Origin of the sequence: Rhizobacter sp. Root1238, from assembly GCF_001425825.1 — a bacterium.
Taxonomy (GTDB): domain Bacteria; phylum Pseudomonadota; class Gammaproteobacteria; order Burkholderiales; family Burkholderiaceae_C; genus Rhizobacter.
Genome location: NZ_LMDM01000003.1, coordinates 1 through 24,528, shown reverse-complemented (window position 1 = coordinate 24,528; position 24,528 = coordinate 1). Strand labels below are relative to the sequence as shown.

Genomic DNA, 24,528 nt, shown 5'->3' with positions numbered 1-24,528 from the left:
TTCTGACCCACCGACACGCTCGCTCGAAAGGAACGCGACCATGAAGAAACTCCTGCTGGCCGGCGCCGCACTGCTGACGGCGACCGCGGCCCTGGCCGAGTACCCCGAGAAGCCGGTGACCATCGTCGTCCCGTTCTCCGCCGGCGGCCCGACCGACAAGGTCGCGCGCGACCTGGCCGAAGCGCTGCGCAAGCCGCTGGGCGGCCAGGCCATCATCATCGACAACGTCGGCGGCGCCGGCGGCACGCTGGGCGCGACCAAGGTCGCGAAGGCGTCGAACGACGGCTACACGCTGCTGCTGCACCACATCGGCATGAGCACCTCGCCCGCGCTGTACCGCAACATGCAGTACAAGACGCTGGAAGACTTCGAGTACCTCGGCATGATCAACGAGGTGCCGATGACGCTGATCGGCAAGCCGTCGCTGCCGGCCACGAACTACGCCGAGCTGACCAAGTGGCTCGATGCCAACAAGGGCAAGGTCAACCTGGCGAATGCCGGCCTCGGTTCGGCCTCGCACCTGTGCGGGCTGCTGTTCATGAGCACCACCAAGGTCGAGATGACGACCGTGCCGTACAAGGGCACCGGCCCGGCGATGACCGACCTGCTGGGCGGCCAGGTCGACCTGATGTGCGACCAGACGACCAACACCACCAGCCAGATCGCCGGCGGCAAGATCAAGGCCTATGCGGTCACCAGCACCAAGCGGCTGACCACGCCGGCACTGGCCAAGCTGCCGACGCTCGACGAATCGGGGCTGAAGGGCTTCAACGTCAGCATCTGGCACGCGCTGTACGCACCGAAGGGCACGCCGAAGGCCGTCACCGACAAGATCAACGCGGCGCTGAAGGTCGCGCTGAAGGACCCGGACTTCATCAAGCGTGAAGAAGGCCTGGGCGCGGTCGTCGTGACCGATGCGCGCGTGAACGGCGCCGAGCACAAGAAGTTCGTCGAGGCCGAGATCAACAAGTGGGGCCCGATCATCAAGGCCGCAGGTCAATACGCAGACTGAGTTCCGTCAGGCCCGCAACGTGATCGGGATGGTCACCGGGCCGTCGTTGACGAGATGCACCTTCATGTCCGCCCCGAACTCGCCGCTGGCGACGTTCGGGTGCTGTGACCTCGCGGTGGCGAGCACACGCTCGTAGAGTTCACGGCCCAGCGCCGGCGGCGCCGCGGCGGTGAAGCTCGGCCGGTTGCCGCCCGAGGTATCGGCCGCCAGCGTGAACTGGCTGACGACCAGCAGCCCGCCGCCGATGTCGGTGACGCTGCGGTTCATCTTGCCCTGCTCGTCGCTGAAGATGCGCAGCTTCAGCAGCTTCGCGACCAGCTTGTCGGCGATGGCCGGCGTGTCCTGCGGCTCGGCGCACACCAGCACCAGCAGGCCGGCGTCGATCGCGCCGATCACCTGCCCGTCCACCTCGACGCGCGCCTGCGACACCCGTTGCGCGATCGAGATCATGTCGCGGTCGCCTGTGTGGACTGCGCCTCGACATTCGTCGGCAGCAGCTGGATCGACGCCCGCAGCCCGGGCACGTCGTGCATCAGCGCCTGCTCGACATCGGCGCGCAGTGCGGCCGCACGGCCGAGCGTCCAGTCGGCCGGCACGTGCATGTGCAGGTCGATGAAGCGGCGTTGCCCGGCGCGCCGCGTGACGACGTGGTCGAAGCGGATCGGGTGCGGGGCGAACTGCGCCAGCGTGCCGTCGATCTGCTCGCGGATCTCCGGCTCGACGGCACTGTCCATCAGCCCCTCGATGGAGCGCCAGGCGAGGTGCCCGCCTTCGCGCAGGATGTTCAGCGCCACGCCGATCGCGAGCAGCGGATCGAGCCACAGCCAGCCCGTCAGCTGCACCAGCAGCAGCCCGGCGACGACACCGGCGGAGGTCCAGACGTCGGTCATCAGGTGGCGGGCATCGGCCTCCAGCACGATCGACCGGTGCTGCCGCGCGCCGGCCATCATCTGCCACGCCAGCAGGCCGTTGATCGCCGAGCTGGCGATCGACAGCGTCAGGCCCCAGCCGAGCGATTCGAGCGGCTGCGGGTGCGCGAAACGCTGCACCGCGGCCCAGACGATGCTCACCGCGGCCGCGGCGATCAGCATGCCTTCGAAGCCGCTCGAGAAGTACTCCGCCTTCGTGTGGCCCGACGGATGGTCTTCGTCGGCCGGGCGGCGGGCGATGTTCACCATCAGCAGCGCGAACAGCGCCGACACCAGGTTGACCAGCGACTCCATCGCATCGGACAGCAGGCCGACCGAGCCGGTGACGCCCCAGGCCCAGGTCTTCAGCCCGATGGTCGCGAGCGCCGCGACCACCGACAGGCGCAGCAGTGCCTCGACACCCAGCGGCGCGCCCATCAGCGGTCCATGCGCCGGAGCTCGTCGCCGAGGAACTGCGCCACCGGCACGGTGCGGCCGTCGGCGAAGCGGATCAGGTAGGCCTGCCCGGTGGTGCTGGAGCGGCTCGCGATCTCGTCGATGAACTGCTGCGCGGTGTTGACGTGCTCGCCCATCTTGTCGAACTTGCCGCGCAGGAACTTCGCCGCGTCGGCCGGCGAATGGGCGCTGCCGTTGCGGACGAACTTCAGGCCGGTCTGGCCGGCGACGTAGGCGATCAGCCGCTCGATGCGCGCCCGTTCGGCCTCGGTCGGCGCCGCCCGTGCCGCCAGCGCGAAGGCGCCCGCCAGCAGGCCGACGAGAACGATCCGCCGCCGCATCGCGATCAGCCCAGCGTGACGCGCGCGAACTTGCGCTTGCCGACCTGCACGACGTAGGTGCCGGCGTTCAGCTTCAGGCCCTTGTCGCTGACCGCGTCGCCGTCGACGCGCACGCCGCCGCCTTCGATCAGTCGCCCGGCCTCGCTGGTCGACGGTGCGAGGCCGGCCTGCTTCAGCAGCGCGGTGATGCCCAGCGGCGCGCCCGACAGCGCGATCTCGTCGATCACGTCGGGGATGCCGCCCTTCGCGCGGTTGTTGAAGTCGGCCTCGGCCGCCTCGGCCGCCGCCGCGCTGTGGAAGCGGGTCGTGATCTCCTTGGCGAGCAGCACCTTCGCATCCTTCGGGTTGCGCCCGCCGTCGACCTCGGCCTTCAGCGCCGCGATCTCCGCCTCGGGGCGGAAGCTCAGCAGCGTGAAGTACTTCCACATCATCGTGTCGCTGATCGACAGGATCTTCGCGAACATGTCGTTCGGCGCGTCGGTGATGCCGATGTAGTTGTTCTTGCTCTTCGACATCTTGTCGACGCCGTCCAGCCCCTCGAGCAGCGGCATCGTCAGGATGCATTGCGGCTCCTGGCCGTACTCGCTCTGCAGCGCACGGCCCACCAGCAGGTTGAACTTCTGGTCGGTGCCGCCGAGCTCGAGGTCGCTCTTCAGCGCGACCGAGTCGTAGCCCTGCATCAGCGGGTACAGGAACTCGTGCACGCTGATCGGCGTGCCGGCCTTGAAGCGCTTCGTGAAGTCGTCGCGCTCCATCATGCGGGCCACCGTGTAGCGCGACGCGAGCTGGATCATGCCGCGCGCGCCCAGCGGGTCGCTCCATTCGGAGTTGTAGCGGATCTCGGTGCGGCTCTCGTCCAGCACCAGCGCCGCCTGGCGGTAGTAGGTCTGCGCGTTGGCCTCGATCTGCTCGCGGGTCAGCGGCGGGCGGGTGCTGTTGCGGCCCGACGGGTCGCCGATCATCGACGTGAAGTCGCCGATCAGGAAGATCACCGTGTGCCCCAGGTCCTGCAGCTGGCGCATCTTGTTCAGCACCACCGTGTGGCCGATGTGGATGTCGGGCGCGGTCGGGTCGAGGCCGAGCTTGATCCGCAATGGCACGCCTGTTGCTTCAGAGCGTGCAAGCTTGTTCAGCCATTCGGCCTCGGGTAACAGCTCGTCACAGCCCCTCAATGACACCGCCAGCGCCTCGCGCGTGCGGTCGGTGATCGGAAAAGGCGGCTGGGCGGACATGGTTTTCGAGGCCGGTTGCAGAACGAACTTGTGGGGTTATTCCGGGAATAGCGCCGGAAACATTGGCGCGGAAGTCGGTGGCTATACTGCGCCGCTTCCGAGGTGCCGGCCCCCCTCCAGACACAGGGGCCCGCAAGCGACCGCGATTCTAGTGGACGCCTGCAGGCAGCAAGACAGACCAGAGCGCGGCGTCCGATGGCGGTGTGCTTGCAGACAGGGCTTCATCGCCCCTTCACAGCCGTGAATTCGTTGGATTCTCTCGATCAAGCACTGGCCTCGGCCGGCTCCACCACCCACCGTTTCGTCCACCGCCATCCGCGCACGCTCGCCGGCATGGTGGTCGCGCTGCTGATGGGCGCCGGCGTCACTGCCTTCGCCATCGCGCCGATGGCACCCGATGCGTCCGACCTGCCGCGCCGCGTGGTGACGGAAAGCGTCACCCCGGAAGACGTCGGATCGCAGCTCGAGGTGCTGGCCAGCCACGACCTGTCGCTCTACCGCAGCGACCTGACCCGCAACGCCGACACCGCCGACAGCCTGCTGCGCCGCGTGAACGTGACCGATGTCGCGGCGGCCGCCTTCCTGCGCACGGACAAGACCGCCCGCCTGCTGCTCGAAGGCCGCGCCGGCAAGATGGTGCAGGTGCGCAGCGACGCCTCCGGCCAGCTCGAGGAGCTGGTCGCGCGCTTCCCGCCCGCCGATCCGACCCAGTGGTCGACCCATTTCTCCCGCCTCAGCGTGAAGCGCGTCGACGGCCGCTTCGAGGCCAAGGTCGAGCTGGCGCCGCTGGCCGCCCAGGTGCGGCTGGGCAGCGGCACGATCCACAGCTCGCTGTTCGCGGCCACCGACGAGTCGCGCATCCCCGATCCGGTCGCGGTGCAGGTCGCCGAGATCTTCTCGACCGACATCGACTTCCGCCGCGAGCTGCGCAAGAACGACACCTTCAGCGTCGTCTACGAAGCGCTGACCGCCGATGGCGAGGTGATCACCTGGAACCAGGCCGCCGGCCGCGTGCTGGCCGCCGAGTTCGTCAACAACGGCCGCAGCTACTCGGCCGTGTGGTTCAAGGACCCGTCCGGCAAGGGCGGCTACTTCGGCTTCGACGGCCAGAGCAAGCGCCGTGCGTTCCTCGCGAGCCCGCTGGAGTTCTCGCGCGTGACCTCGGGCTTCTCGATGCGCTTCCACCCGATCCTGCAGAACTGGCGCGCCCACCTGGGCGTGGACTACGGCGCACCCACCGGCACCTCGGTGCGCAGCGTCGGCGACGGCGTGGTCGAGTTCGCCGGCTGGCAGAACGGCTACGGCAACGTCGTCAAGCTGCGCCACAGCAACGACCGCGAGACGGTTTATGCCCACCTGAGCCGCATCGACGTGCGGGTCGGCCAGCGCGTCGAGCAAGGCATGCACATCGCCAACGTCGGCATGACCGGCTGGGCGACCGGGCCTCACCTGCACTTCGAATTCAAGGTGAAGGGCCAGCAGCAGGATCCGCTGGTGGTCGCGAAGACCTCCGAAGCGATCGTGCTGACCGCGTCAGCGCAGCAGGAGCTGTCGAAGGTCACCGGCACCTGGCGCGAGCAGCTGAAGGGCGCCGAATCGCTCGCGAACTACACCGGCGACGCCGAGTAATCCCGGCGGGCCTCGCGAGGCCCGCAGCGCGGCTACCATCGCGCGATGGAACGCTACATCGGGTTGATGTCCGGCACCTCGCTGGACGGCGTGGACGGCGTGATCGCCGATTTCAGCAACGAGCGCATGACGGTGCTGGCGCATGCCCACCTTCCCTTTGCTGCGCATTTGCGCGAGGCCTTCATGGCCTTGCAGCGCGCCGGCGACGATGAGCTGAACCGCGCGGCCCATGCCGGGCATGCGCTGGTGCAGGTCTACGGCGGCGTCGTGAGCCTGCTGCTGATGCAGGCCGGCCTGGGCGCAGCCGACATCCGGGCCATCGGCGCCCACGGGCAGACGGTCCGGCATCGGCCGGGCGACGAGCTGCCCTACACCGTGCAGGTGAACGCTCCGGCTGCGCTGGCCGAGCTGACGGGCATCGATGTCGTCGCGGATTTCCGCAGCCGCGACATCGCCGCTGGCGGCCAAGGCGCGCCGCTGGTGCCGGCCTTCCATCGCGCGGTGTTCGGCCAGGTCGACCGTGCCGGCGCGGTGCTCAACATCGGCGGCATCAGCAACCTGACGGCCTGGTCCGCGCACGGCGGGCAGACGATCGGCTTCGACTGCGGGCCCGGCAACGCGCTGATGGACCACTGGTGCCAGCGCCATTGCCACCGCCCGTTCGATGCCGGCGGCGCCTGGGGCGCCTCGGGCCGCGTCGAGGCGAGCCTGCTGACGCAGCTGCGCGCCGATCCCTATTTCGCGCTGACACCGCCGAAGAGCACCGGCCGCGACCTGTTCAATCCGGAATGGCTGGACGACCAGCTGTCGCGCGTCGGCCATGCGCTGCGCCCGGAAGACGTGCAGGCCACGCTGTGCGAGCTGACGGCCCAGGCCTGCGCCGACGCGGTCGACCGCCACGCGGCCACGGCGCCGGAGGTGGTGGTGTGCGGCGGCGGCGCCTTCAACGACCTGTTGATGGGTCGCCTGGCCGCGCTGCTGCCGCGCCGCCAGGTGGTCCGCAGCGATGAGCGCGGCCTGCCGGCCAGCGAGGTCGAAGCGGCCGCGTTTGCCTGGCTGGCCCGGGCGCATGTGCGGCGCGAGGCGGGCAACCTGGTGGCGGTCACCGGGGCGCGCGGTCCGCGGGTGCTGGGCGCGCTCTATCCGGCGTAGACCACCATCCCCCAAGAACGACGAAGGCCGCTCGAAAGCGGCCTGGCGGGAAGGGAACGGAAGACGAAGCGAATCAGACCGAGAAGCTCGACCCGCAACCGCAGGTCGTCGTCGCGTTCGGATTCTTGATCACGAACTGCGCGCCTTCGAGGTCGTCCTTGTAGTCGATCTCGGCACCGGCCAAGTACTGCAGGCTCATCGCGTCGATCAGAAGCGTGACGCCGTTCTTGCTCATCTGCGTGTCGTCGTCGTTGACGATTTCATCGAAGGTGAAGCCGTACTGGAAGCCGGAGCAACCGCCGCCCTGCACGAAGACCCGCAGCTTCAGCTCGGGATTGCCTTCTTCGTCGACCAGTTCCTTGACCTTGCTCGCGGCGCTGTCGGTGAACACCAGCGGCACCGGCGGCTCGCTGGAATCAAGGCTCTGGAGGTTTTCTGCAACTGCGCTCATGGGGTATTCCTTGGGAGACGAACGGACCGATTATCCGCCGAGCTCACGCCGCTTGTGCCGTTGTGGGATTGATCGCCGGCCCCGCGTTCGCGGTGGCCAGTTTCAAAGGGGCTTTTTCGTCGGCCTTCAACGGGTGGAGTTCGCCGTCGATGCGGGCACCCTGGTGCATTTCGAGCGATTCGTAGCGCACATCGCCGACGATGCTGGCCTTGGGTTGCAGTTCGAGCAGCTGATCCGACAGAACCGGGCCGATCACGGTGCCGTTGATGATCACGTGGCCGGCCTTGACCTTGCCGACCACCCTGGCTTTCTCGCTGATCACGAGGATGCTGTAGGCCTCGCTGCTGGCGATCACGTCGCCCTGCACTTCGCCGTCGATGCGCAGGCCGTCGGCAAAGCGCAATTCGCCGGTGATCACGGTGCCCTCGCCGATCAGGGTGCGGATGGGAGGCTGCTTGGTTTTACCGAACATGGTGGTTGCTCCAACGTGATCCAACGAGGGGTGCCGTCTTTGTGGCGCTTGCCAGGGTCTTCGGAGGCTGGCGTCAGAGCTTGAGCATCTGCGTCGCTCTGACGGCGCCGCGGCTGTCGATGACCTTGACCTGCACGGTTTTTACCACGGCCTGCAGCGGGTGATCGATCATTCCTTCGAGACGGAGGTACTGCTTCACGGCGAGCGGCAAGCCCCCGTTCGGCATCGACAGCGTCCAGGGTTTTCCATCGAGCAGACCGGTGAGCACGATGTCGTAGCGGCCGGTGAATTCCGGAGCCGACTTGCCCATCTGCATCACCAGCAATTGGTAACGAAGTTGTCCCGGCGCCTTGGCTTCGGCCTGCAGCGCGCGCACTGTCAAGGCCTCAGCGGTGCCAGCGGGCAGCAGGCGCTCGAAGAAGCCGAGGTCGGCCTTCAGCGCCATGTTCTCGGACTCGAGCTGCTTCAGTTGCTGGGCCAGACGGTCCTGCGCCACCTTCTCGGTGCGCAGCAGGCTGCCGGCGGTGTTGGCGACCGATTGGGCGCCTTCGCGTTCGGCGCGCAACTGCGCGACCTCGATCCGCAACTGACCCAGCTCGGCCTTGGCGTCGCGGTCGAGGCCGGCGATGTCCTTGCCGAACTCGAAGGCCCACAGCGCGAGCGCCGCGGAGAAGCCGAAGACCAGGGCGACGACCGCCCAACGCAACGGCCACGGCAGGTGGCTTCTGACGATCATGCGCGGTGCGCTGATGGACATGCGACGACGAAGCAGTTTCCAGCGCATGAGGTCAGTACGGCATGAGGTCGGGACAGAAGCTAGGGATTGTAGAAGCGGCCATCGGCGCGCTTGTTTCCAAACCTTGCCGGAACGGCGACCCCAGAAAACGAAAAGGGCCGCTCGAAAGCGGCCCCTTGTTGCAACGCCTGGGCGTCGCGTCGATCAGCGCTTGCTGAACTGCTTCCTGCGACGAGCGCCGTGCAGACCGACCTTCTTGCGTTCGACCTCGCGCGCATCGCGGGTCACGAAGCCGGCGCGGCTCAGATCCGGCTTCAGCGCGGCGTCGTAGTCGATCAGGGCGCGGGTGATGCCGTGGCGCACTGCGCCGGCCTGGCCGGATTCGCCACCGCCATGCACGTTGATCTTGATGTCGAACGTCGCATCGTTGGCCGTCAGCACCAGCGGCTGGCGCACGACCATGATGGAAGTCTGCCGGCCGAAGTACTTGTCGACGGGCTTGCCGTTGACGACGATCTGGCCGGTGCCCTTCTTGATGAAGACGCGCGCCACCGCAGACTTGCGGCGGCCGGTTCCGTAGTTCCATTCTCCGATCATGGCCGCTCCTTAGATTTCCAGCACTTTGGGCTGCTGGGCGGCGTGCGGGTGGGTGTCACCGGCATACACCTTCAACTTCTTCACCATCGCAAAGCCCAGCGGGCCCTTGGGCAGCATGCCCTTGACGGCCTTTTCCAGCGCGCGGCCGGGGTGCTTGGCTTGCATGTCCTTGAACTTGGTGCCGTAGATACCGCCCGGGAAGCCCGAGTGACGGTAGTACACCTTGTCGTTGGCCTTGTTGCCCGTGACGCGGATCTTGTCTGCGTTGACGACGACGATGAAATCTCCGGTGTCGACGTGAGGCGTGTAAATGGCCTTGTGCTTGCCGCGCAAACGGAGTGCCACTTCGCTGGCAACACGTCCGAGCACCTTGTCGGTGGCGTCAAGTACAAACCACTCGTGCGTCACTTCGGCCGGCTTGGCGCTGAAGGTCTTCATGAGGTTCTTTCAATGAGCCGGTCGCGACATGCGACCAGCGGATTACGGCCTGACTTCCTTCGCTGCGATCGGTGCTGCTTGTTCAGGCAGCCTCTCAGGCAGGACGGCGTCGCGGCGGGTCTGGAGGACTCGCCATCCCGTGGTTTGCTGAGGTTTCCCTTGCGCAACTCCACGGTTCTCTCCGGGCCATGACGGAAAAGCCTTCTAGTGTAGCGGATCAATGCCAGGACTGGCTAGAGGCGCCGCCTGCCTGCACGCGCTCGCAAGAGAATGCCTGAACTGGTACATTAGGGTTTCCACCAACACCCCGCCATGAGCAGCACCGCCACCGCCCCCGAACGTTCGTCGCCTCTCGCGTCGAACCCTGGCGGTACGCCCGAAGCTCCACGCTTCAGCTGGGTGCCGATCCGCTCGATGTCCGAACGCCATCGGGAGCGAATTTCAGCACACTTGCTCGCGCTGAATGAAAGTGACCGCTATCTTCGATTCGGCTATCCGGCCACGGATGTCCAGATCGAGCGCTACGTCGCGTCGCTGGACTTCGAACGCGACGAGTTGTTCGGCATTTTCAACCGGCGCCTGCAGCTGATAGCGCTGGCGCACTTGGCCTACGCGCCGGTCAGCCGGCCCGACGACGCGGCGATGGCGGAATTCGGCGTTTCGGTCGCCGGCCACGCGCGCGGCCGTGGCTATGGCGCCCGGCTGTTCGAACGCGCCGTGTTGCAGGCGCGCAACCGCGGCTGCGATCGGCTGTTCATCCATGCGCTCAGCGAGAACGTCGCGATGCTGAAGATCGCCCGCCGCGCCGGCGCCTTGGTTCAGCGCGACGGGTCGGAGTCGGAGGCCTGGTTGAAGCTGCCGCCCGACAGCCTGGCGTCGCAGATGGGCCAGCTGATGGAACGCCACGCCGCCGAACTGAACTACCAGCTCAAGCGCCACGCACAACGCATGGGCGACCTGCTTGACACCGTCACCGAAGTGAAGGCCCACGTGAGCGGCACACGCCGCATCGCGTCACAATGAGCGACGAAATCAGTTTTCAGACACCATTCTGACAACTGTACGGCCCCGATGTGGGGGATGCGGCCCCGAGGGCCGACGGCTAGGATGCCTTCGGTTCGTCGCTCGACGGGTGCCTTCGGCCCCGGTCCGATGGACCCTCTTCGAGTCTGTGCCCTGATCATGCAAGTCCTGCCCTGGATCGCCGCATTGGCAGTCACCGTGCTGCTGGCCCTCGCGCTCCTCGTGCTGTTGTGGCGCGGGCGCAAGCCGCCGCAACCCAAGCCGCTGCCGACCGAGTGGGCGCTGACCGCCCGCCCCGTGTTCAGCACCGACGAGCGCCGCATCTACCGCCTGCTGCGTGAAGCGCTGCCGCATCACATCGTGTTGTCCAAGCTGCCGCTGGTGCGCTTCTGCCAGCCCAACGATCCGTCCGAGGTTCGCTTCTGGTTCGACCTGCTCGGCTCCAACCACGTGACCTTCGCGGTCTGCAGTGCCAACGGCCGCGTGCTGGCCGCCATCGACCTCGATGTCGAACGCGGCGGCTCGCGCCGGCTGCAACAGATCAAGCAGTCGGTGCTGGCCGCCTGCCGCGTGCGCTACCTGCGCTGCTCCACCGAGCACCTGCCGTCGATCGCTGAACTGCAGTTGCTGGTGCCGCACAGCGGCGCCGCGTCGCGCGCACCGCAACCCGCGCCGACGCACACGCTGCACGAGGCGCGCGACACGCTGGCGACCACGGTCGCGACGAAGCGCGCCGAGCGCACCGCACTGTGGAGCGATTCGACGCTGTTCCAGGATTCGTTCTTCTCCCCCGACAGCCGGCTCGATGCCTTCTCGAGCAGCGAGTTCTCCGGGCTCACCGAGCGCAGCGGAAAGTCCACGTCGCGCCAGGGTCCGGCGTTCGCGACGACCAACCCCGGCGACAGCACGCTGGGCGACGATGTCGGCGGGGTCGTCGTCGATCCGCCGCACTACGCGTCGAGCACGCGGCATTGAATCGCGGCGGCAGCGCGGCTGCCGCTTACGATGCGTGCATGTCATCCGCATCGCCGATTGAAACCCCCTACGCCGGCCTCACGCCGGAAGTCGTCCTCGACGCCCTCGATTCGGTCGGCCTGCGCGGCGACGGCCGGCTGATCCAGCTGAACTCCTACGAGAACCGCGTCTTCCAGGTGTTCCTCGAAGACAAGCGCGTCGTGGTCGCGAAGTTCTACCGCCCCGGCCGCTGGAGCGACGCGCAGATCCTCGAGGAGCATGCGTTCGCGAACGAACTCGCCGCCGCCGAGATCCCCGTCGTCAGCCCGTGGTCGCTGACCAGCGAGCAGAGCGGCACCACCTCGACGCTGTGCCACTACACCGGTGGCGCCGACCCGCACCGCTTCGCGATCACCGAGCGCCGCTCCGGCCGCGCGCCCGAGCTGGAGGACGAGGCCACGATGGAGTGGATCGGCCGCTTCGTCGGCCGCATGCACCTGGTCGGCGCGAAGTCGGCGTTCTCGCACCGGCTGACGCTCGACCTCGCGACCTACGGCCAGGGCCCGCTCGACTGGCTGCTCGCCGGCGACATCATCCCGCCCGATGCGAAGCCCGGCTGGGAGCGCGCGGCGCGCGATGCGCTGGCCGAGATCGCCGCCTGCTTCGATGCCGTCGGCAACACGCGCACGATCCGGCTGCATGGCGACTGCCACGCCGGCAACGTGCTGTGGACCGAGGCCGGCCCGCATTTCGTCGACCTCGACGACACCTTGTCCGGCCCGGCCGTGCAGGACCTGTGGATGCTGCTGTCGGGCGAGCGCAGCGTCGCGACCCGCCAGCTGCATGCGCTGCTGAGCGGCTATGAGGACTTCATGGAGTTCGACTGGCGCGAGTTGCGCCTGATCGAAGCCTTCCGGACGCTGCGGATGATCCACTACAGCGCCTGGCTCGCCCGGCGCTGGAACGACCCCGCGTTCCCGATCGCCTTCCCGTGGTTCGGCGCGCCGGTCTACTGGACCGACCAGGCGGTGCGCCTGCGCGAGCAGATCGCGACGCTGCGGGAGCCGCCGGCCTTCGGCGGCCCCGCTTACTGAGCGGTCAGGCCGTCAACAGCGCCGTGACGCGGCGCACATAGGCCGCCGGGTCCTCGAGCTGCCCGCCTTCGGCCAGCACCGCCTGGTCGAACAGGATGTTCGCCAGCTCGTCGAATTGCGCGCTGGTCTCGAGCCGCTTCACCAGCGCGTGTTCGACGTTCACCTCGAGCACCGGGTTCGTCTTCGGCGCACTCTGGCCCGATTGCTTCAGCAGGCGCGCCAGGTGCCCGCTGATGTCGCCCTCCTCGACGACCAGGCAGGCCGGCGAGTCGACCAGCCGCGAGGTCGCGCGCACGTCCTTCGCACGATCCTTCAGCGCTTCCTTCAGGCGGTCGAGCACCGGCTGGAACGCGGTCGCGACCTCTTCGGCCTGCTTCTTCTCGGCCTCGTCCTGCAGCTTGCCGAGGTCGACCGAGCCCTTCGCGACGCTCTGCAGCGGCTTGCCCTCGACCTCGTACAGGTGGCTGAGCAGCCATTCGTCGACGCGGTCGACCAGCAGCAGTACCTCGATGCCCTTCTTGCGGAAGATCTCGAGCTGCGGGCTGCTCTTGGCACCGGCCAGGTTGTCGGCGGTGATGTAGTAGATCGCGTCCTGGCCTTCCTTCATGCGGCCGAGGTAGTCGGCGAACGACACGCCTTCATCGGCATGCGTCGACGCGAAGCGCAGCAGCTTGGTCAGCCGCTCCTGGTTCGCATGGTCTTCGCCGACGCCTTCCTTCAGCACCGCGCCGAAGTCCTTCCAGAACGCCGCGTACTTCGCGCGCTCGGCGGCGTCCTCGCTGTCGGCCAGCGACTCCAGCATGCCGAGCACGCGCTTGGTCGAGCCTTCGCGGATCGCCTTCACGTCGCGGCTTTCCTGCAGCAGCTCGCGCGAGACGTTCAGCGGCAGGTCGGCGCTGTCGATCACGCCCTTCACGAAGCGCAGGTAGACCGGCATCAGCGCCTCGGCGTCGTCCATGATGAAGACGCGCTTCACGTAGAGCTTCACGCCGCCGCGCTTGTCGCGGTTCCACAGATCGAACGGCGCCTTCGCCGGCACGTACAGCAGCTGCGTGTATTCGCTGCGGCCTTCGACGCGGTTGTGCGTGAACGCGAGCGGCGCTTCGGTGTCGTAGCTGATCTGCTTGTAGAACTCGGTGTACTGCTCCGGCGTGATGTCGCTCTTGCTGCGCGTCCACAGCGCCGCGGCCTTGTTGACCGGCGCCCACTCCTCCTGGACCACCTGCTCCTGCTTGTCGGCGTCCCACTCTTCCTTCTGCATCAGGATCGGCAGCGAGATGTGGTCGGAGTACTTGCCGATGATGGAGCGCAGCTTCCAGGCCGTCAGGAACTCTTCCTCGCCGTCGCGCAGGTGCAGGATCACCGAGGTGCCGCGTTGCGCGCGCGTGATCGTCTCGACCTCGAAGTCGCCGCTGCCTTCCGAGCTCCAGCGCACGCCCTGCTCGGCCGGCAGGCCGGCGCGCCGCGATTCGACGGTGATGCGGTCGGCCACGATGAAACCGCTGTAGAAGCCGACGCCGAACTGGCCGATCAGCTGCGCGTCTTTCTTCTGGTCGCCTTCGAGCTTGCTCATGAACTCGCGCGTGCCGCTCTTCGCGATGGTGCCGAGGTTGGCCACCGCTTCGTCAGTCGACAGGCCGATGCCGTTGTCGGTGATCGTCAGCGTCTTCGCGGCCTTGTCGAACGCGATGCGCACCTCGAGGTTCGGCGCGTCTTCGTACAGCGCCGCGTTGTTCAGCGCCTCGAAGCGCAGCTTGTCGCAGGCGTCCGACGCGTTCGAGACCAGCTCGCGCAGGAAGATCTCCTTGTTGGAGTAGAGCGAATGCGTAACGAGGTGCAGGATCTGCTTGACCTCGGCCTGGAAGGAAAGTGTTTGCTTGTCCATGGTCTTGCCGCAGCTGAAATGAGGTTGAGGACGAACGTCGGAGCGAATGTTGGCGAGCCAACCTGTAGGCGCTGTCTGACACGAAGTCGCGCCACGGAGGCACTGCACCTGAGGTCGGATACGGTTACCTTCAAGGCCCCGAAGTTTCCCCGATCCTTGCCGGGGATCCGGGCGGCCGTCTCATCTTTCGCTCTGCTGCCGACGCATGTCCCTGTCTTCCACGTTCGAGAACTGGTTCGCCCCCTCCGCCGCCACCGCCTCCTGGACCCTCGACCGCTTGCGCGGGATCGACCCGGTGCTGGGTTTTGCGATCGTGATGGTCGTGGCGGTGGTGCTTGGCGAGATCCTGAGGCGGCGCTTCCGCTTGCCGCGCCTGTGCGGCCACATGCTGACCGGCGCGCTGGCCAGCCCACTGGCGTTGCGGCTGCTGGAGCGCACCGACCTCGACCCGGTCAAGCCGCTGATCGACCTGGCCATCGGCGTGCTGGTGTTCGAGCTCGGCAGCCGGATCCGGCCGCGCTGGCTGATCGACAACCCCTGGCTCGCGCTGACCTGCGTGCTCGAAGGCGTGCTGTCCGGCCTCGCGGTGTATGTCGGCCTGCTGGCCTTCGATGCGCCGTCGATCTCGGCCGCGCTGGCCGGCGCCGTCGCGATGTCGACCTCGCCGGTCATCGTGCTGGCGCTGGTGCACCAGATGCGCCCGCGCGGACAGGTCACCGAGCGGCTGCTGATGATGTCGGCCATCAACAGCGTGCTCGCGGTGGTCGCGCTGAAGGCCTGGGGCGTGCTCGCCGCCAGCGGTGGCGTCGGCGTGGAGCCCGTCGGGCTCGAACCCGCCATCACCAGCGCGCTGCTGGTGGTCAGCGGCTCGTTCCTGCTCGGCGTCGCAGCCGGCTGGATGCTGACGCAGCTGACCAAGCAGGTGCGCGGCCTGACCACCGCGCCGGTGCTGCAGATCGCGCTGGTCATCATCGCGGCGATGCTGGCGGCCCAATGGCGGCTGTCGCCATTGCTGGCGCTGCTGGTGGCCGGCATGGTGGCGCGCTCGCGGATGGCGCACGGCCTGACCGTCGAGCCGCAGCTCGGCACGGCCGGTGCCACGCTCAGCGTGCTGCTGTTCATCTGCCTGGGCATGCTGTTCACGCTCGACGGCTTCACGACGCTGTGGCCGTGGGTGCTGGTGATCGTCGTCGCGCGGCTGATCGGCAAGGGCATCGCGATCGCCGTGCTGACGCGGCCGAGCGGCCTCGGCTGGCGCCAGGCGGGCGCGCTGACGATCGCACTGCAGCCGATGAGCAGCCTCGCGGTGCTGCTGACCGCCGACACCTTCGGCTGGCCGTCGCAGTTGCCCGGCGCCAATGGCGGCGTGCTGCAGGCGCTGCTGATCTCGACCACGCTGCTGCAGTTCATCGGCCCGCTGCTGGCCGAGCGCGCGGTGCGCGACCTGGCGCAGGAGTGCGCGCCCGTCCCGAAGACAAAGGCTCCCTGACATGGCACTCGCCGAATTCACCACCTCCGAGCCGCTGACGCTGGGCGTCGAACTCGAACTCCAACTCGTCAGCACGCACGATTTCGACCTGGCACCGCAGGCGGAAGACCTGCTGCGCGTGCTCGCGAAGCACTCCGGCGCCTGGGACGTGAAGCCCGAGATCACGCGCAGCATGATCGAGATCGGCACCTCGATCCAGCGCGAGCACAGCGGGCTGGTCGCCGAGCTGCACGACCTGCGCGGGCAGCTCTCGCAGGCCGCCCGCAAGCTGAACATCGGCATCGCCGGCGGCGGCACGCATGCCTACCAGCACTGGAGCGACCAGCAGATCTTCCCGACCGAGCGCTTCCACTACATCAGCGAGCTGTACGGCTACCTGGCCAAGCAGTTCACCGTGTTCGGCCAGCACGTGCACGTCGGCTGCGAAGACGGCGACACCGCACTGTGGCTGCTGCATGCGCTGTCGCGCTACGTGCCGCACTTCATCGCGTTGAGCGCGTCGTCACCGTTCGTGCAGGGCGTCGACACCGGCTTCGATTCGGCGCGGCTGAACTCGGTGTTCGCGTTTCCGCTGTCCGGGCGCGCGCCGTTCGTGACCACCTGGGACGACTTCGGGCTGTACTTCGACAAGATGACGAGCACCGGCGTCGTGCAGTCGATGAAGGATTTCTACTGGGACATCCGCCCGAAGCCCGAGTTCGGCACCATCGAGCTGCGGGTGTGCGACACGCCGCTCGACGTCGACAAGGCCGCGGCACTCGCCTGCTACCTGCAGGCGATCTGCCGCTACCTGCGCGAGGAGCGGCCGTTCGAGCCGTCGGAAGACGACTACCTTGTCTACACCTTCAACCGCTTCCAGGCCTGCCGCTTCGGGCTCGACGGCGAGATCGTCGACCCGCAGACCAAGCAGCGCGAAAAGTTGCGCGACAACATCGTGCGCACGCTCGCACGGGTCGACGAACATGCGCTGGACTTGCGCTCGCTCGACGCCAGCAACCTGATCCGGGACAGCCTGCGGCAAGGCAACGATGCGCAGTGGCTGCGCGGGCTGCGTGCAACGGGCGAGCCGCTGTCGTCGGTGGTGCACAGCGCCGCGGACCGCTGGATGCCGTGACCCGGATGCGAATCGCGGAGCGGCGTTTCCCGGACAACCCGGATTGGCATCCGGGCCCCGGAATCAACCCTTGGCTTGAGCCAGCATCGTCTCGGCGTTGCTGACCTCGAACTTGCCCGGCGCCTCGATGTTCAGCGTCTTGACGACGCCGTTGTCGACCAGCATCGAGTAGCGCTGCGAGCGCACGCCCATGCCGCGCGCGACCAGGTCCAGCGTCAGGCCGGCGGCTTGCGTGAACGTGCCGCTGCCGTCGGCCATCATCCGCACCTTGCCCTGCGTGTGCTGGTCGCGGCCCCAGGCGCCCATCACGAACGCGTCGTTGACCGACAAGCACCAGATCTCGTCGACGCCGGCGGCCTTCAGCGCGTCGGCGTTCTTCACGTAGCCCGGCACATGCTGGGCCGAGCAGGTCGGCGTGAAGGCGCCGGGCAGCGCGAAGATCGCGATCTTCTTGCCGGCGGTTTCCTTCTCGACGTCGAAGGTGTTCGGGCCCAGGCTGCAGCCATTGCCTTCGACCTCGATGAATTCCTGCAGCGAGCCTGCGGGCAGCTTGTCACCAACTTTGAGCATGCGGATCTCCAAATGAAAAAACGGCCGGACGCCAGTATCCCAGCGTTCCGACCGTCTTCGGGAGGCCTTCTGACGAAGGCCCCAGGGTCAACTCAAATCAGACTTCGCGCGCCTTCTCGATCAGGCGCGTGACCACCCAGGACTTGGTCTTGGAGATCGGACGGCCTTCGGCGATCTCGACCACGTCGCCCAGCTTGTACTCGCCCTTTTCGTCGTGGGCGTGGTACTTGCTCGACTTCCCGACGATCTTGCCGTACAGCTCGTGCTTGGTGCGGCGCTCGATCAGCACGGTGACGGTCTTGGCGCGCTTGTCGCTGACGACCTTGCCCACCAGCGTGCGGGTGTTCTTCTGCGGCGCTTCGGTCGTGGTTTGCGTGGTGCTCATTTGGCAGCCCTCTTCTTCTCGGCCAGGATGGTCTTCGCACGCGCGATGTCGCGGCGCGTGTTGCCCAGCGTCGAGTGATTGGTCAGTTGCTGAGTCGCCTTCTGCATGCGCAGACCGAAATGGGCCTTCAGCAGGTCAGCCACTTCCTTTTCAAGGCCGGCGACGTCCTTGGTGCGGAGTTCAGATGCTTTCATGTGTTTCTCCAGTCAGGCCTCAAGAGCCGACCTGACGCGACACGAAGGTGGTGCTCAGCGGCAGCTTGGCCGAAGCCAGCTTGAACGCTTCGCGGGCCAGCTCTTCGGGCACACCGTTGAGTTCGTAGAGCACCTTGCCGGGCTGGATTTCAGCGACGTAGTACTCCGGATTGCCCTTGCCGTTGCCCATGCGGACTTCGGCAGGCTTTTGCGAGATCGGCTTGTCCGGGAAGATGCGGATGAAGATCCGGCCGCCACGCTTGATGTGGCGCGAGATCGCACGACGTGCGGCCTCGATCTGGCGCGCGGTCAGGCGACCACGCTCCGTGGCCTTCAGGCCGAAATCACCGAACGACACGTTCGCGCCACGGGTGGCGACGCCGGTGTTGCGGCCCTTCTGCTCTTTGCGGTATTTCCGCCGAGACGGTTGCATCATGCTAGTTCTCCTTAGGCCTTGCCCGAGCCGGTGGCGTCGGGGGCCTTGCGCACGCGCTTGGCTGCGCTGGTCGGCGCGTCGGTGGCGGGAGCACCCGTCGCCTCGGCCGGCTTGTCGCTGCCTTCAACCGGGGCACCACCTTGGCGGGGGGCACGGTCTCCGCCGCGATCACCACCGCGGTCGCCACGGTCACCGGCACCGCCACCCGGGCGGCCACGGCCAGCCGGGGCGCCGGGGCGCGTGTTGCGACGCGGACGGCGGTCGTCTTCAGGCACCTCGGCCTTCAGTTGCGGCACTTCGCCATTGGCGAGGCGGTCGCCACGGTAGACCCAGCACTTCACGCCGATGATGCCGTAGGTCGTCTTGGCTTCGGAGAAGCCGTAGTCGATGTCGGCCTTCAAGGTGTGAAGCGGCACGCGGCCTTCGCGGTACCACTCGCAGCGGGCGATTTCGATGCCGTTCAGGCGACCCGACGACATGATCTTGATGCCCTGGGCGCCCAGACGCATCGCGTTCTGCATCGCGCGCTTCATCGCGCGGCGGAACATGATGCGCTTTTCGAGCTGCTGGGTGATGCTGTCGGCGATCAGCTGTGCATCGATTTCGGGCTTGCGCACTTCTTCGATGTTGACCGCGACCGGCACGCCCATGCGGCGCGTCAGTTCAGCCTTCAGCTTCTCGATGTCCTCGCCCTTCTTGCCGATGACCACGCCCGGACGTGCCGAGAAGATGGTGACACGGGCGCTCTTGGCGGGGCGTTCGATCAGGATGCGCGACACGGCAGCGCTCTTCAGGCGAGCCTTCAGGAAGTCGCGGACGCGCAGGTCTTCGGCCAGCATCGTCGCGAAATTCGCGTTCGATGCGTACCAGCGCGAAGCCCAGTTGCGGGTAACCGGCAGCCGGAAACCGGTCGGATGGATTTTCTGTCCCATGGTTTTCCTTCTGCGCTCAGTTGCCCACGGTCACGAAGATGTGACACGTCGGCTTGCTGATGCGGTTGCCGCGGCCCTTGGCCCGTGCGGAAAAGCGCTTGAGGGTGGCGGCTTGCTCGACGAAGATCGTCTTGACCTTGAGCTCGTCGATGTCGGCACCGTCGTTGTGCTCTGCGTTGGCGATCGCCGACTCCAGGGCCTTCTTGATGATGCCGGCTGCCTTCTTGGGCGTGAAGGTCAGGATGTTCAGCGCCTGGTCGACCTTCTTGCCGCGGACCATGTCGGCCACCAGCCGACCCTTGTCGGCAGAGAGGCGGACGCCGCGAACGATTGAACGGGTTTCCATCGTCGTCATCCTTACTTCTTGTTGGCCTTCTTGTCGGCCGGGTGGCCCTTGAACGTGCGGGTCAGCGCAAATTCACCGAGCTTGTGGCCGACCATCTGGTCGGTGATGTACACGGGCACGTGCTGCTTGCCGTTGTGCACCGCGATCGTCAACCCGATGAAGTCGGGAAGAATCGTCGAGCGACGCGACCAGGTCTTGATCGGCTTCTTGTCCTTGATGGCCGCGGCCTTCTCGGCCTTGGCCATCAGGTGATGGTCAACGAACGGACCTTTTTTGAGCGAACGGGTCATGGCAGCCCCTTACTTCTTGCGACGCGAGACGATGAACGTCTGCGTGCGCTTGTTGTTGCGAGTGCGGTAGCCCTTGGTCATCGTGTTCCACGGCGACACAGGCACCTGGCCTTCGCCGGTACGACCTTCACCACCACCGTGCGGGTGATCCACCGGGTTCATCGCGACACCGCGAACCGTCGGACGGATGCCCTTCCAGCGACGCGCACCGGCCTTGCCGTACTGGCGCAGGTTGTGCTCTTCGTTGGAGACTTCGCCGATCGTCGCGCGGCAGTCGATGTGGATGCGGCGCACTTCACCGGAGCGCAGGCGCAGCTGGGCGTAGGTGCCTTCGCGTGCCAGCAGCGTCACCGAAGTGCCGGCCGAGCGTGCGATCTGTGCACCCTTGCCCGGCAGCAGTTCGACGCAATGCACCGTCGAGCCCACCGGAATGTTGCGGATCGGCAGCGTGTTGCCGGCCTTGATCGGCGCTTCGGCGCCGCTCAGCACGGTGGCACCGACATCCAGGCCACGCGGGGCGATGATGTAGCGGCGCTCGCCGTCGGCGTAGCACACCAGCGCGATGTGCGCCGTGCGGTTCGGGTCGTACTCGATGCGTTCGACCTTCGCCGGAATGCCGTCCTTGTTGCGCACGAAGTCGACCACGCGGTAGTGGTGCTTGTGACCACCGCCCTTGTGGCGCATCGTGATGTGGCCGTTGTTGTTGCGACCCGCGTTCTGCATTTGCGGTTCGAGCAACGACGCTTCCGGACGGCCCTTGTAGAGGTGGCTGTGAACCACCTTCACGACGGCACGGCGGCCAGGCGATGTCGGTTTGACTTTGATGACGGCCATTACGCGGCCTCCCCGGAGAAGTTGAGCTCCTGGCCAGCCTTCAGCGACACATACGCCTTCTTGACGTGGTCGCGGCGGCCGATGGAACGGCCAAAGCGCTTGACCTTGCCCTTTTGAATCACGGTCTGCACCGACTCGACCTCGACCTTGAACAGCAGTTCGACTGCAGCCTTGATCTCGGGCTTGGTGGCATCGCGCAGCACCTTGAACAGAACCTGGTTGTGCTTTTCGGCAGCGGACGTGGCTTTTTCGCTCACGATCGGCGCCACCAGCACCTGGGCCAGGCGGCCCTCGTCATGCTTGGTCGTGCTCATCCCAGCATCTCCTTGAGTTGCTCGATCGCGCCCTTGGTCACCAGGATCTTCTTGAAGAAGACCAGCGACAGCGGATCGGCGTAACGCGGCTCGACCACCATCACGTTGGCGAGGTTGCGTGCGGCGAGCAGCAGGTTGTCGTCGACCTGGTCGGCGATCACCAGCACCGAGTCGAGGCCCATGGCCTTGAACTTGGCGGCGAGCTGCTTGGTCTTGGGCGAGTCGACGCTGATCGAATCGACCACCGCGACACGGCCTTCACGGGCCAGCTGCGAGAAGATGGCGGCCATGCCGGCGCGGTACATCTTCTTGTTGACCTTGTGCGTGAAGTTCTCGTCCGGGCTGTTCGGGAAGATCCGGCCGCCCCCGCGCCACAGCGGCGACGAGGTCATGCCGGCACGGGCGCGGCCCGTGCCCTTTTGACGCCACGGCTTCTTCGTCGAGTGTTTCACGACGGCGCGGTCCTTCTGGGCGCGCGTGCCTTGGCGGGCGTTGGCCTGGAATGCGACGACGACCTGGTGGACCAGGGCTTCGTTGTAGTCGCGGGCGAACACGGTGTCGGGCGCGTCGACCTTGGAGGTCGCCTGGCCTTGGTCGTTGAGGAGCTCGAGTTGCATCAGTTGGCTCCCTTCTTGGCTTTCACCTTGACGCCGGGGCGCACGACCACATGGCCGTTCTTCGCACCGGGCACCGCGCCACGGACCAGCAGCAGCTGGCGGGCTTCGTCGATGCGGACGACGTCGAGGTTCTGGACGGTCTTGGTGACGTCGCCCATCTGACCGGACATCTTCTTGCCCGGGAACACGCGACCCGGATCCTGTGCCATCGAGATCGAACCCGGCACGTTGTGCGAACGGCTGTTGCCGTGCGACGCGCGCTGCGAGCTGAAGTTGTGGCGCTTGATGGTGCCCGTGAAGCCCTTGCCGATGGAGGTGCCCTGCACGTCCACGAGCTGGCCCACGGCAAACGTCGTCACCGGAACCTGCGCGCCGGGCTTGAAGCCTGCGACGACGTCGGCGGTGACGCGGAATTCCTTCAGGACTTCACCGGCTTCGACCCCTGCTTTCGCAAAGTGGCCGGCTGCCGGCTTGATGACGCGCGATGCTTTGCGCGCGCCGAACGCCACTTGAATGGCGTTGTAGCCGTCGGTGGCTTCGGTCTTGACCTGGACGACACGGTTGTTCGACACATCGAGCACCGTCACGGGAACGGCATCGCCGTCGTCCGTGAAGATGCGCATCATGCCCACCTTGCGGCCCAGCAAACCGACTTGTTCGCTAAGACTCATGAATATTCTCCAGCCCCCGCGCCACCCCCAACAACTGGGAGCGCTTGGAAGCCTTTGTTTGACATGCCCGACATCGATTGGCCGGGCTGACTTGGTGGTGACTTGCCCCGAAAGGCAAATACCAGACCGGCCTCGAAAGGCCGGCTACTTCGGAAAGCCTGCGATTCTAGCCAGCTGCGGGCAAAGCCGCAACCACTTCCTCGCAGGCCCTGCCGATTACTGCAGCTTGATCTCGACGTCGACGCCGGCCGGCAGGTCGAGCTTCATCAGCGCGTCCACGGTCTTGTCGGTCGGATCGACGATGTCCATCAGGCGCTGATGGGTGCGGATTTCGAACTGGTCGCGCGAGGTCTTGTTGACGTGCGGCGAGCGCAGGATGTCGAAACGCTGCATGCGGGTCGGCAGGGGCACCGGGCCCTTGACGATCGCGCCGGTGCGCTTCGCGGTGTCGACGATCTCGAGTGCCGACTGGTCGATCAGCTTGTAGTCAAACGCCTTCAGGCGAATGCGAATCTTTTGCTTGGTGGCCATGACAGTTCCTGAAAAAGAGCGTGCGGTCCTTGCGGATCGCGAAATCGATGGAGGGTGAGTGGCCGGCAGGCGTGGTGCCGAAGCACCCCGCCCGACCGACCGATGACTCCACCTTATTCGAGGATCTTGGCGACGACGCCGGCGCCGACGGTGCGACCGCCTTCACGGATGGCGAAGCGCAGGCCTTCTTCCATCGCGATCGGGGCGATCAGCTTCACCGTGATGCTCACGTTGTCGCCAGGCATCACCATTTCCTTGTCCCAGATGACTATTTGCCNCCTTCACGGATGGCGAAGCGCAGGCCTTCTTCCATCGCGATCGGGGCGATCAGCTTCACCGTGATGCTCACGTTGTCGCCAGGCATCACCATTTCCTTGTCCTTCGGCAGCTCCACCGCGCCGGTCACGTCCGTCGTGCGGAAGTAGAACTGCGGGCGGTAGTTGTTGAAGAACGGCGTGTGGCGACCGCCTTCCTCCTTGCTCAGCACGTACACCTCGGCCGTGAAGTGCGTGTGCGGCTTGATGCTGCCCGGCTTGCACAGCACCTGGCCGCGCTGCACGTCTTCACGCTTGGTGCCGCGCAGCAGGATGCCCACGTTGTCGCCCGCTTGACCYTGGTCCAGCAGCTTGCGRAACATTTCCACGCCCGTGCAGGTCGTCTTCTGCGTCGCCGAGATACCGACGATCTCGATTTCCTCGCCGACCTTGACCACGCCGCGCTCGATGCGACCCGTCACCACCGTGCCGCGACCCGAGATCGAGAACACGTCTTCCACCGGCATCAGGAACGCGCCGTCGATCGCACGCTCGGGCGTCGGGATGTAGCTGTCCAGTGCCTCGGCCAGCTTGAAGATCGCGCCTTCGCCCAGCTCGCCCTTGTCGCCTTCCATCGCCAGCTTCGCGCTGCCGTGGATGATCGGCGTCTTGTCGCCCGGGAAGTCGTACTTGTCCAGCAGTTCGCGCACTTCCATCTCGACGAGCTCCAGCAGCTCGGCGTCATCGACCATGTCGCACTTGTTCATGAACACGATGATGTACGGCACRCCSACYTGGCGGGCCAGCAGGATGTGCTCGCGCGTCTGCGGCATCGGGCCGTCAGCGGCCGACACCACCAGGATCGCGCCGTCCATCTGCGCCGCACCCGTRATCATGTTCTTCACGTAGTCGGCGTGCCCCGGGCAGTCGACGTGCGCGTAGTGGCGGTTCGCCGTCTCGTACTCGACGTGCGCGGTGTTGATCGTGATGCCGCGRGCCTTYTCTTCCGGCGCCGCATCGATCTGGTCATAGGCCTTCGCCTCGCCACCGAACTTYGCCGACAGCACCGTCGTGATCGCCGCCGTCAGCGTCGTCTTCCCATGGTCCACGTGACCAATCGTGCCAACGTTCACGTGCGGCTTGGTCCGCTCGAATTTGCCTTTTGCCATTT

Annotated in this window: 32 protein-coding genes; 8 read left to right on the top strand and 24 right to left on the bottom strand. The window is 66.5% G+C overall.

All coding sequences use genetic code 11. The features are described 5' to 3' along the window. Window positions 1-40 precede the first annotated feature (40 nt). Window positions 41-1,012: a tripartite tricarboxylate transporter substrate-binding protein gene (locus ASC98_RS03955; protein WP_056809689.1), complete on the top strand. Its 972-nt coding sequence runs from the start codon at window positions 41-43 to the stop codon at window positions 1,010-1,012. A gap of 6 nt (window positions 1,013-1,018) precedes the next feature. On the opposite strand, the gene dtd is transcribed toward ASC98_RS03955, so the two are convergent. Genes dtd through tyrS form a run of 4 tightly spaced genes read right to left on the bottom strand, consistent with a single transcriptional unit; the run spans window position 1,019 to window position 3,949 of the window. Continuing rightward, on the bottom strand, window positions 1,019-1,462 hold the full coding sequence (gene dtd / locus ASC98_RS03950; protein ID WP_056809687.1) for a D-aminoacyl-tRNA deacylase: 444 nt from the start codon (window positions 1,460-1,462) through the stop codon (window positions 1,019-1,021). Next, window positions 1,459-2,358: a cation diffusion facilitator family transporter gene (locus ASC98_RS03945; RefSeq protein WP_056819662.1), complete on the bottom strand. Its 900-nt coding sequence runs from the start codon at window positions 2,356-2,358 to the stop codon at window positions 1,459-1,461. The genes dtd and ASC98_RS03945 overlap by 4 nt, the downstream gene beginning before the upstream one ends. After that, window positions 2,358-2,717, bottom strand: a complete 360-nt coding sequence (locus ASC98_RS03940) for a DUF5329 family protein (protein ID WP_056809683.1) — start codon at window positions 2,715-2,717, stop codon at window positions 2,358-2,360. Before ASC98_RS03940 ends, ASC98_RS03945 begins: the two co-directional genes overlap by 1 nt. A gap of 5 nt (window positions 2,718-2,722) precedes the next feature. Further along, window positions 2,723-3,949, bottom strand: a complete 1,227-nt coding sequence (gene tyrS / locus ASC98_RS03935) for a tyrosine--tRNA ligase (protein ID WP_056809681.1) — start codon at window positions 3,947-3,949, stop codon at window positions 2,723-2,725. Window positions 3,950-4,198: 249 nt separating this feature from the next. On the opposite strand from tyrS, the gene ASC98_RS03930 reads away from it, so the two are divergent. Then, window positions 4,199-5,578, top strand: coding sequence for a M23 family metallopeptidase (locus ASC98_RS03930; RefSeq protein WP_235581159.1), 1,380 nt, complete (start codon window positions 4,199-4,201; stop codon window positions 5,576-5,578). Between the two features lie 45 nt (window positions 5,579-5,623). Then, window positions 5,624-6,730: an anhydro-N-acetylmuramic acid kinase gene (locus ASC98_RS03925; RefSeq protein ID WP_056809679.1), complete on the top strand. Its 1,107-nt coding sequence runs from the start codon at window positions 5,624-5,626 to the stop codon at window positions 6,728-6,730. Window positions 6,731-6,803: 73 nt separating this feature from the next. Here the strand turns inward: ASC98_RS03925 and erpA are convergent, their stop codons facing one another. The 5 genes from erpA to rplM all read right to left on the bottom strand — a co-directional run bounded on the left by erpA (window position 6,804) and on the right by rplM (window position 9,424). Continuing rightward, on the bottom strand, window positions 6,804-7,181 hold the full coding sequence (gene erpA / locus ASC98_RS03920; RefSeq protein WP_047506389.1) for an iron-sulfur cluster insertion protein ErpA: 378 nt from the start codon (window positions 7,179-7,181) through the stop codon (window positions 6,804-6,806). A gap of 43 nt (window positions 7,182-7,224) precedes the next feature. Next, on the bottom strand, window positions 7,225-7,653 hold the full coding sequence (locus ASC98_RS03915) for a polymer-forming cytoskeletal protein (RefSeq protein ID WP_056809677.1): 429 nt from the start codon (window positions 7,651-7,653) through the stop codon (window positions 7,225-7,227). Between the two features lie 73 nt (window positions 7,654-7,726). Beyond that, window positions 7,727-8,437, bottom strand: a complete 711-nt coding sequence (locus ASC98_RS03910) for a DUF6776 family protein (protein WP_056809676.1) — start codon at window positions 8,435-8,437, stop codon at window positions 7,727-7,729. 156 nt (window positions 8,438-8,593) lie between these two features. Next, on the bottom strand, window positions 8,594-8,986 hold the full coding sequence (gene rpsI / locus ASC98_RS03905; protein ID WP_056809673.1) for a 30S ribosomal protein S9: 393 nt from the start codon (window positions 8,984-8,986) through the stop codon (window positions 8,594-8,596). 9 nt (window positions 8,987-8,995) lie between these two features. Then, the gene (gene rplM, locus ASC98_RS03900) at window positions 8,996-9,424 is read right to left on the bottom strand and encodes a 50S ribosomal protein L13 (protein WP_056809671.1); all 429 of its coding nucleotides are present in this window, start codon (window positions 9,422-9,424) and stop codon (window positions 8,996-8,998) included. A 312-nt stretch (window positions 9,425-9,736) separates the two neighbouring features. Between rplM and ASC98_RS03895 the strand changes: the two genes are divergently transcribed. The 3 genes from ASC98_RS03895 (at window position 9,737) to ASC98_RS03885 (ending at window position 12,495) form a co-directional block, all read left to right on the top strand. Continuing rightward, a complete protein-coding gene (locus ASC98_RS03895; RefSeq protein WP_056809669.1) occupies window positions 9,737-10,447 on the top strand; it encodes a GNAT family N-acetyltransferase in 711 nt (236 codons plus the stop codon). Between the two features lie 159 nt (window positions 10,448-10,606). Further along, the gene (locus tag ASC98_RS03890) at window positions 10,607-11,422 is read left to right on the top strand and encodes a DUF2726 domain-containing protein (protein ID WP_056809667.1); all 816 of its coding nucleotides are present in this window, start codon (window positions 10,607-10,609) and stop codon (window positions 11,420-11,422) included. Between the two features lie 38 nt (window positions 11,423-11,460). After that, window positions 11,461-12,495, top strand: a complete 1,035-nt coding sequence (locus tag ASC98_RS03885) for a serine/threonine protein kinase (RefSeq protein ID WP_056809665.1) — start codon at window positions 11,461-11,463, stop codon at window positions 12,493-12,495. Window positions 12,496-12,499: 4 nt separating this feature from the next. Here the strand turns inward: ASC98_RS03885 and htpG are convergent, their stop codons facing one another. Then, on the bottom strand, window positions 12,500-14,380 hold the full coding sequence (gene htpG, locus ASC98_RS03880; protein ID WP_056809663.1) for a molecular chaperone HtpG: 1,881 nt from the start codon (window positions 14,378-14,380) through the stop codon (window positions 12,500-12,502). Window positions 14,381-14,585: 205 nt separating this feature from the next. Here htpG and ASC98_RS03875 point away from each other — a divergent pair, with 205 nt between their 5' ends. Together ASC98_RS03875 and ASC98_RS03870 are read left to right on the top strand one after the other, a co-directional pair. After that, window positions 14,586-15,869, top strand: coding sequence for a cation:proton antiporter (locus ASC98_RS03875; protein WP_056809661.1), 1,284 nt, complete (start codon window positions 14,586-14,588; stop codon window positions 15,867-15,869). Window position 15,870: 1 nt separating this feature from the next. Continuing rightward, window positions 15,871-16,983, top strand: coding sequence for a YbdK family carboxylate-amine ligase (locus ASC98_RS03870; protein WP_056809659.1), 1,113 nt, complete (start codon window positions 15,871-15,873; stop codon window positions 16,981-16,983). 63 nt (window positions 16,984-17,046) lie between these two features. Here the strand turns inward: ASC98_RS03870 and ASC98_RS03865 are convergent, their stop codons facing one another. The 14 genes from ASC98_RS03865 to tuf form a co-directional block, all read right to left on the bottom strand. Further along, window positions 17,047-17,553, bottom strand: a complete 507-nt coding sequence (locus tag ASC98_RS03865) for a peroxiredoxin (protein ID WP_056809771.1) — start codon at window positions 17,551-17,553, stop codon at window positions 17,047-17,049. Window positions 17,554-17,650: 97 nt separating this feature from the next. After that, window positions 17,651-17,938 (bottom strand): 30S ribosomal protein S17, encoded by a 288-nt coding sequence (gene rpsQ / locus ASC98_RS03860; protein WP_056809658.1) that lies wholly within the window; start codon window positions 17,936-17,938, stop codon window positions 17,651-17,653. Then, on the bottom strand, window positions 17,935-18,132 hold the full coding sequence (gene rpmC, locus ASC98_RS03855) for a 50S ribosomal protein L29 (RefSeq protein ID WP_047585666.1): 198 nt from the start codon (window positions 18,130-18,132) through the stop codon (window positions 17,935-17,937). The genes rpsQ and rpmC overlap by 4 nt, the downstream gene beginning before the upstream one ends. 19 nt (window positions 18,133-18,151) lie before the next feature. Next, window positions 18,152-18,568 carry a 50S ribosomal protein L16 gene (rplP, locus tag ASC98_RS03850; protein ID WP_047506369.1) on the bottom strand — a complete coding sequence of 139 codons (417 nt, stop codon included), beginning with the start codon at window positions 18,566-18,568 and terminating at the stop codon, window positions 18,152-18,154. A gap of 11 nt (window positions 18,569-18,579) precedes the next feature. Beyond that, complete coding sequence (gene rpsC, locus ASC98_RS03845; RefSeq protein WP_056809657.1) at window positions 18,580-19,500, bottom strand: 30S ribosomal protein S3; 921 nt, start codon at window positions 19,498-19,500, stop codon at window positions 18,580-18,582. Window positions 19,501-19,516: 16 nt separating this feature from the next. Then, window positions 19,517-19,846 (bottom strand): 50S ribosomal protein L22, encoded by a 330-nt coding sequence (gene rplV, locus ASC98_RS03840; protein WP_047586273.1) that lies wholly within the window; start codon window positions 19,844-19,846, stop codon window positions 19,517-19,519. 11 nt (window positions 19,847-19,857) lie between these two features. Continuing rightward, on the bottom strand, window positions 19,858-20,136 hold the full coding sequence (gene rpsS / locus ASC98_RS03835) for a 30S ribosomal protein S19 (RefSeq protein WP_047506365.1): 279 nt from the start codon (window positions 20,134-20,136) through the stop codon (window positions 19,858-19,860). A 9-nt stretch (window positions 20,137-20,145) separates the two neighbouring features. Then, window positions 20,146-20,970: a 50S ribosomal protein L2 gene (rplB, locus tag ASC98_RS03830; protein ID WP_056809653.1), complete on the bottom strand. Its 825-nt coding sequence runs from the start codon at window positions 20,968-20,970 to the stop codon at window positions 20,146-20,148. Then, on the bottom strand, window positions 20,970-21,284 hold the full coding sequence (rplW, locus tag ASC98_RS03825; protein ID WP_047506361.1) for a 50S ribosomal protein L23: 315 nt from the start codon (window positions 21,282-21,284) through the stop codon (window positions 20,970-20,972). The genes rplB and rplW overlap by 1 nt, the downstream gene beginning before the upstream one ends. Continuing rightward, entirely contained in the window at window positions 21,281-21,901 is a 621-nt protein-coding gene (gene rplD, locus ASC98_RS03820) for a 50S ribosomal protein L4 (protein WP_056809651.1), read from the bottom strand. Before rplD ends, rplW begins: the two co-directional genes overlap by 4 nt. After that, window positions 21,901-22,572 (bottom strand): 50S ribosomal protein L3, encoded by a 672-nt coding sequence (gene rplC, locus ASC98_RS03815; RefSeq protein ID WP_056809648.1) that lies wholly within the window; start codon window positions 22,570-22,572, stop codon window positions 21,901-21,903. The genes rplD and rplC overlap by 1 nt, the downstream gene beginning before the upstream one ends. Window positions 22,573-22,788: 216 nt before the next feature. Further along, complete coding sequence (rpsJ, locus tag ASC98_RS03810; RefSeq protein ID WP_047506357.1) at window positions 22,789-23,103, bottom strand: 30S ribosomal protein S10; 315 nt, start codon at window positions 23,101-23,103, stop codon at window positions 22,789-22,791. A 113-nt stretch (window positions 23,104-23,216) separates the two neighbouring features. Further along, complete coding sequence (locus ASC98_RS31230) at window positions 23,217-23,354, bottom strand: elongation factor Tu (protein ID WP_082004417.1); 138 nt, start codon at window positions 23,352-23,354, stop codon at window positions 23,217-23,219. A gap of 27 nt (window positions 23,355-23,381) precedes the next feature. Beyond that, a partial coding sequence (tuf, locus tag ASC98_RS03805) for an elongation factor Tu (protein WP_056806959.1) occupies window positions 23,382-24,526 on the bottom strand: 1,145 nt, incomplete at its 3' end. Between the last annotated feature and the right edge of the window lie 2 nt (window positions 24,527-24,528).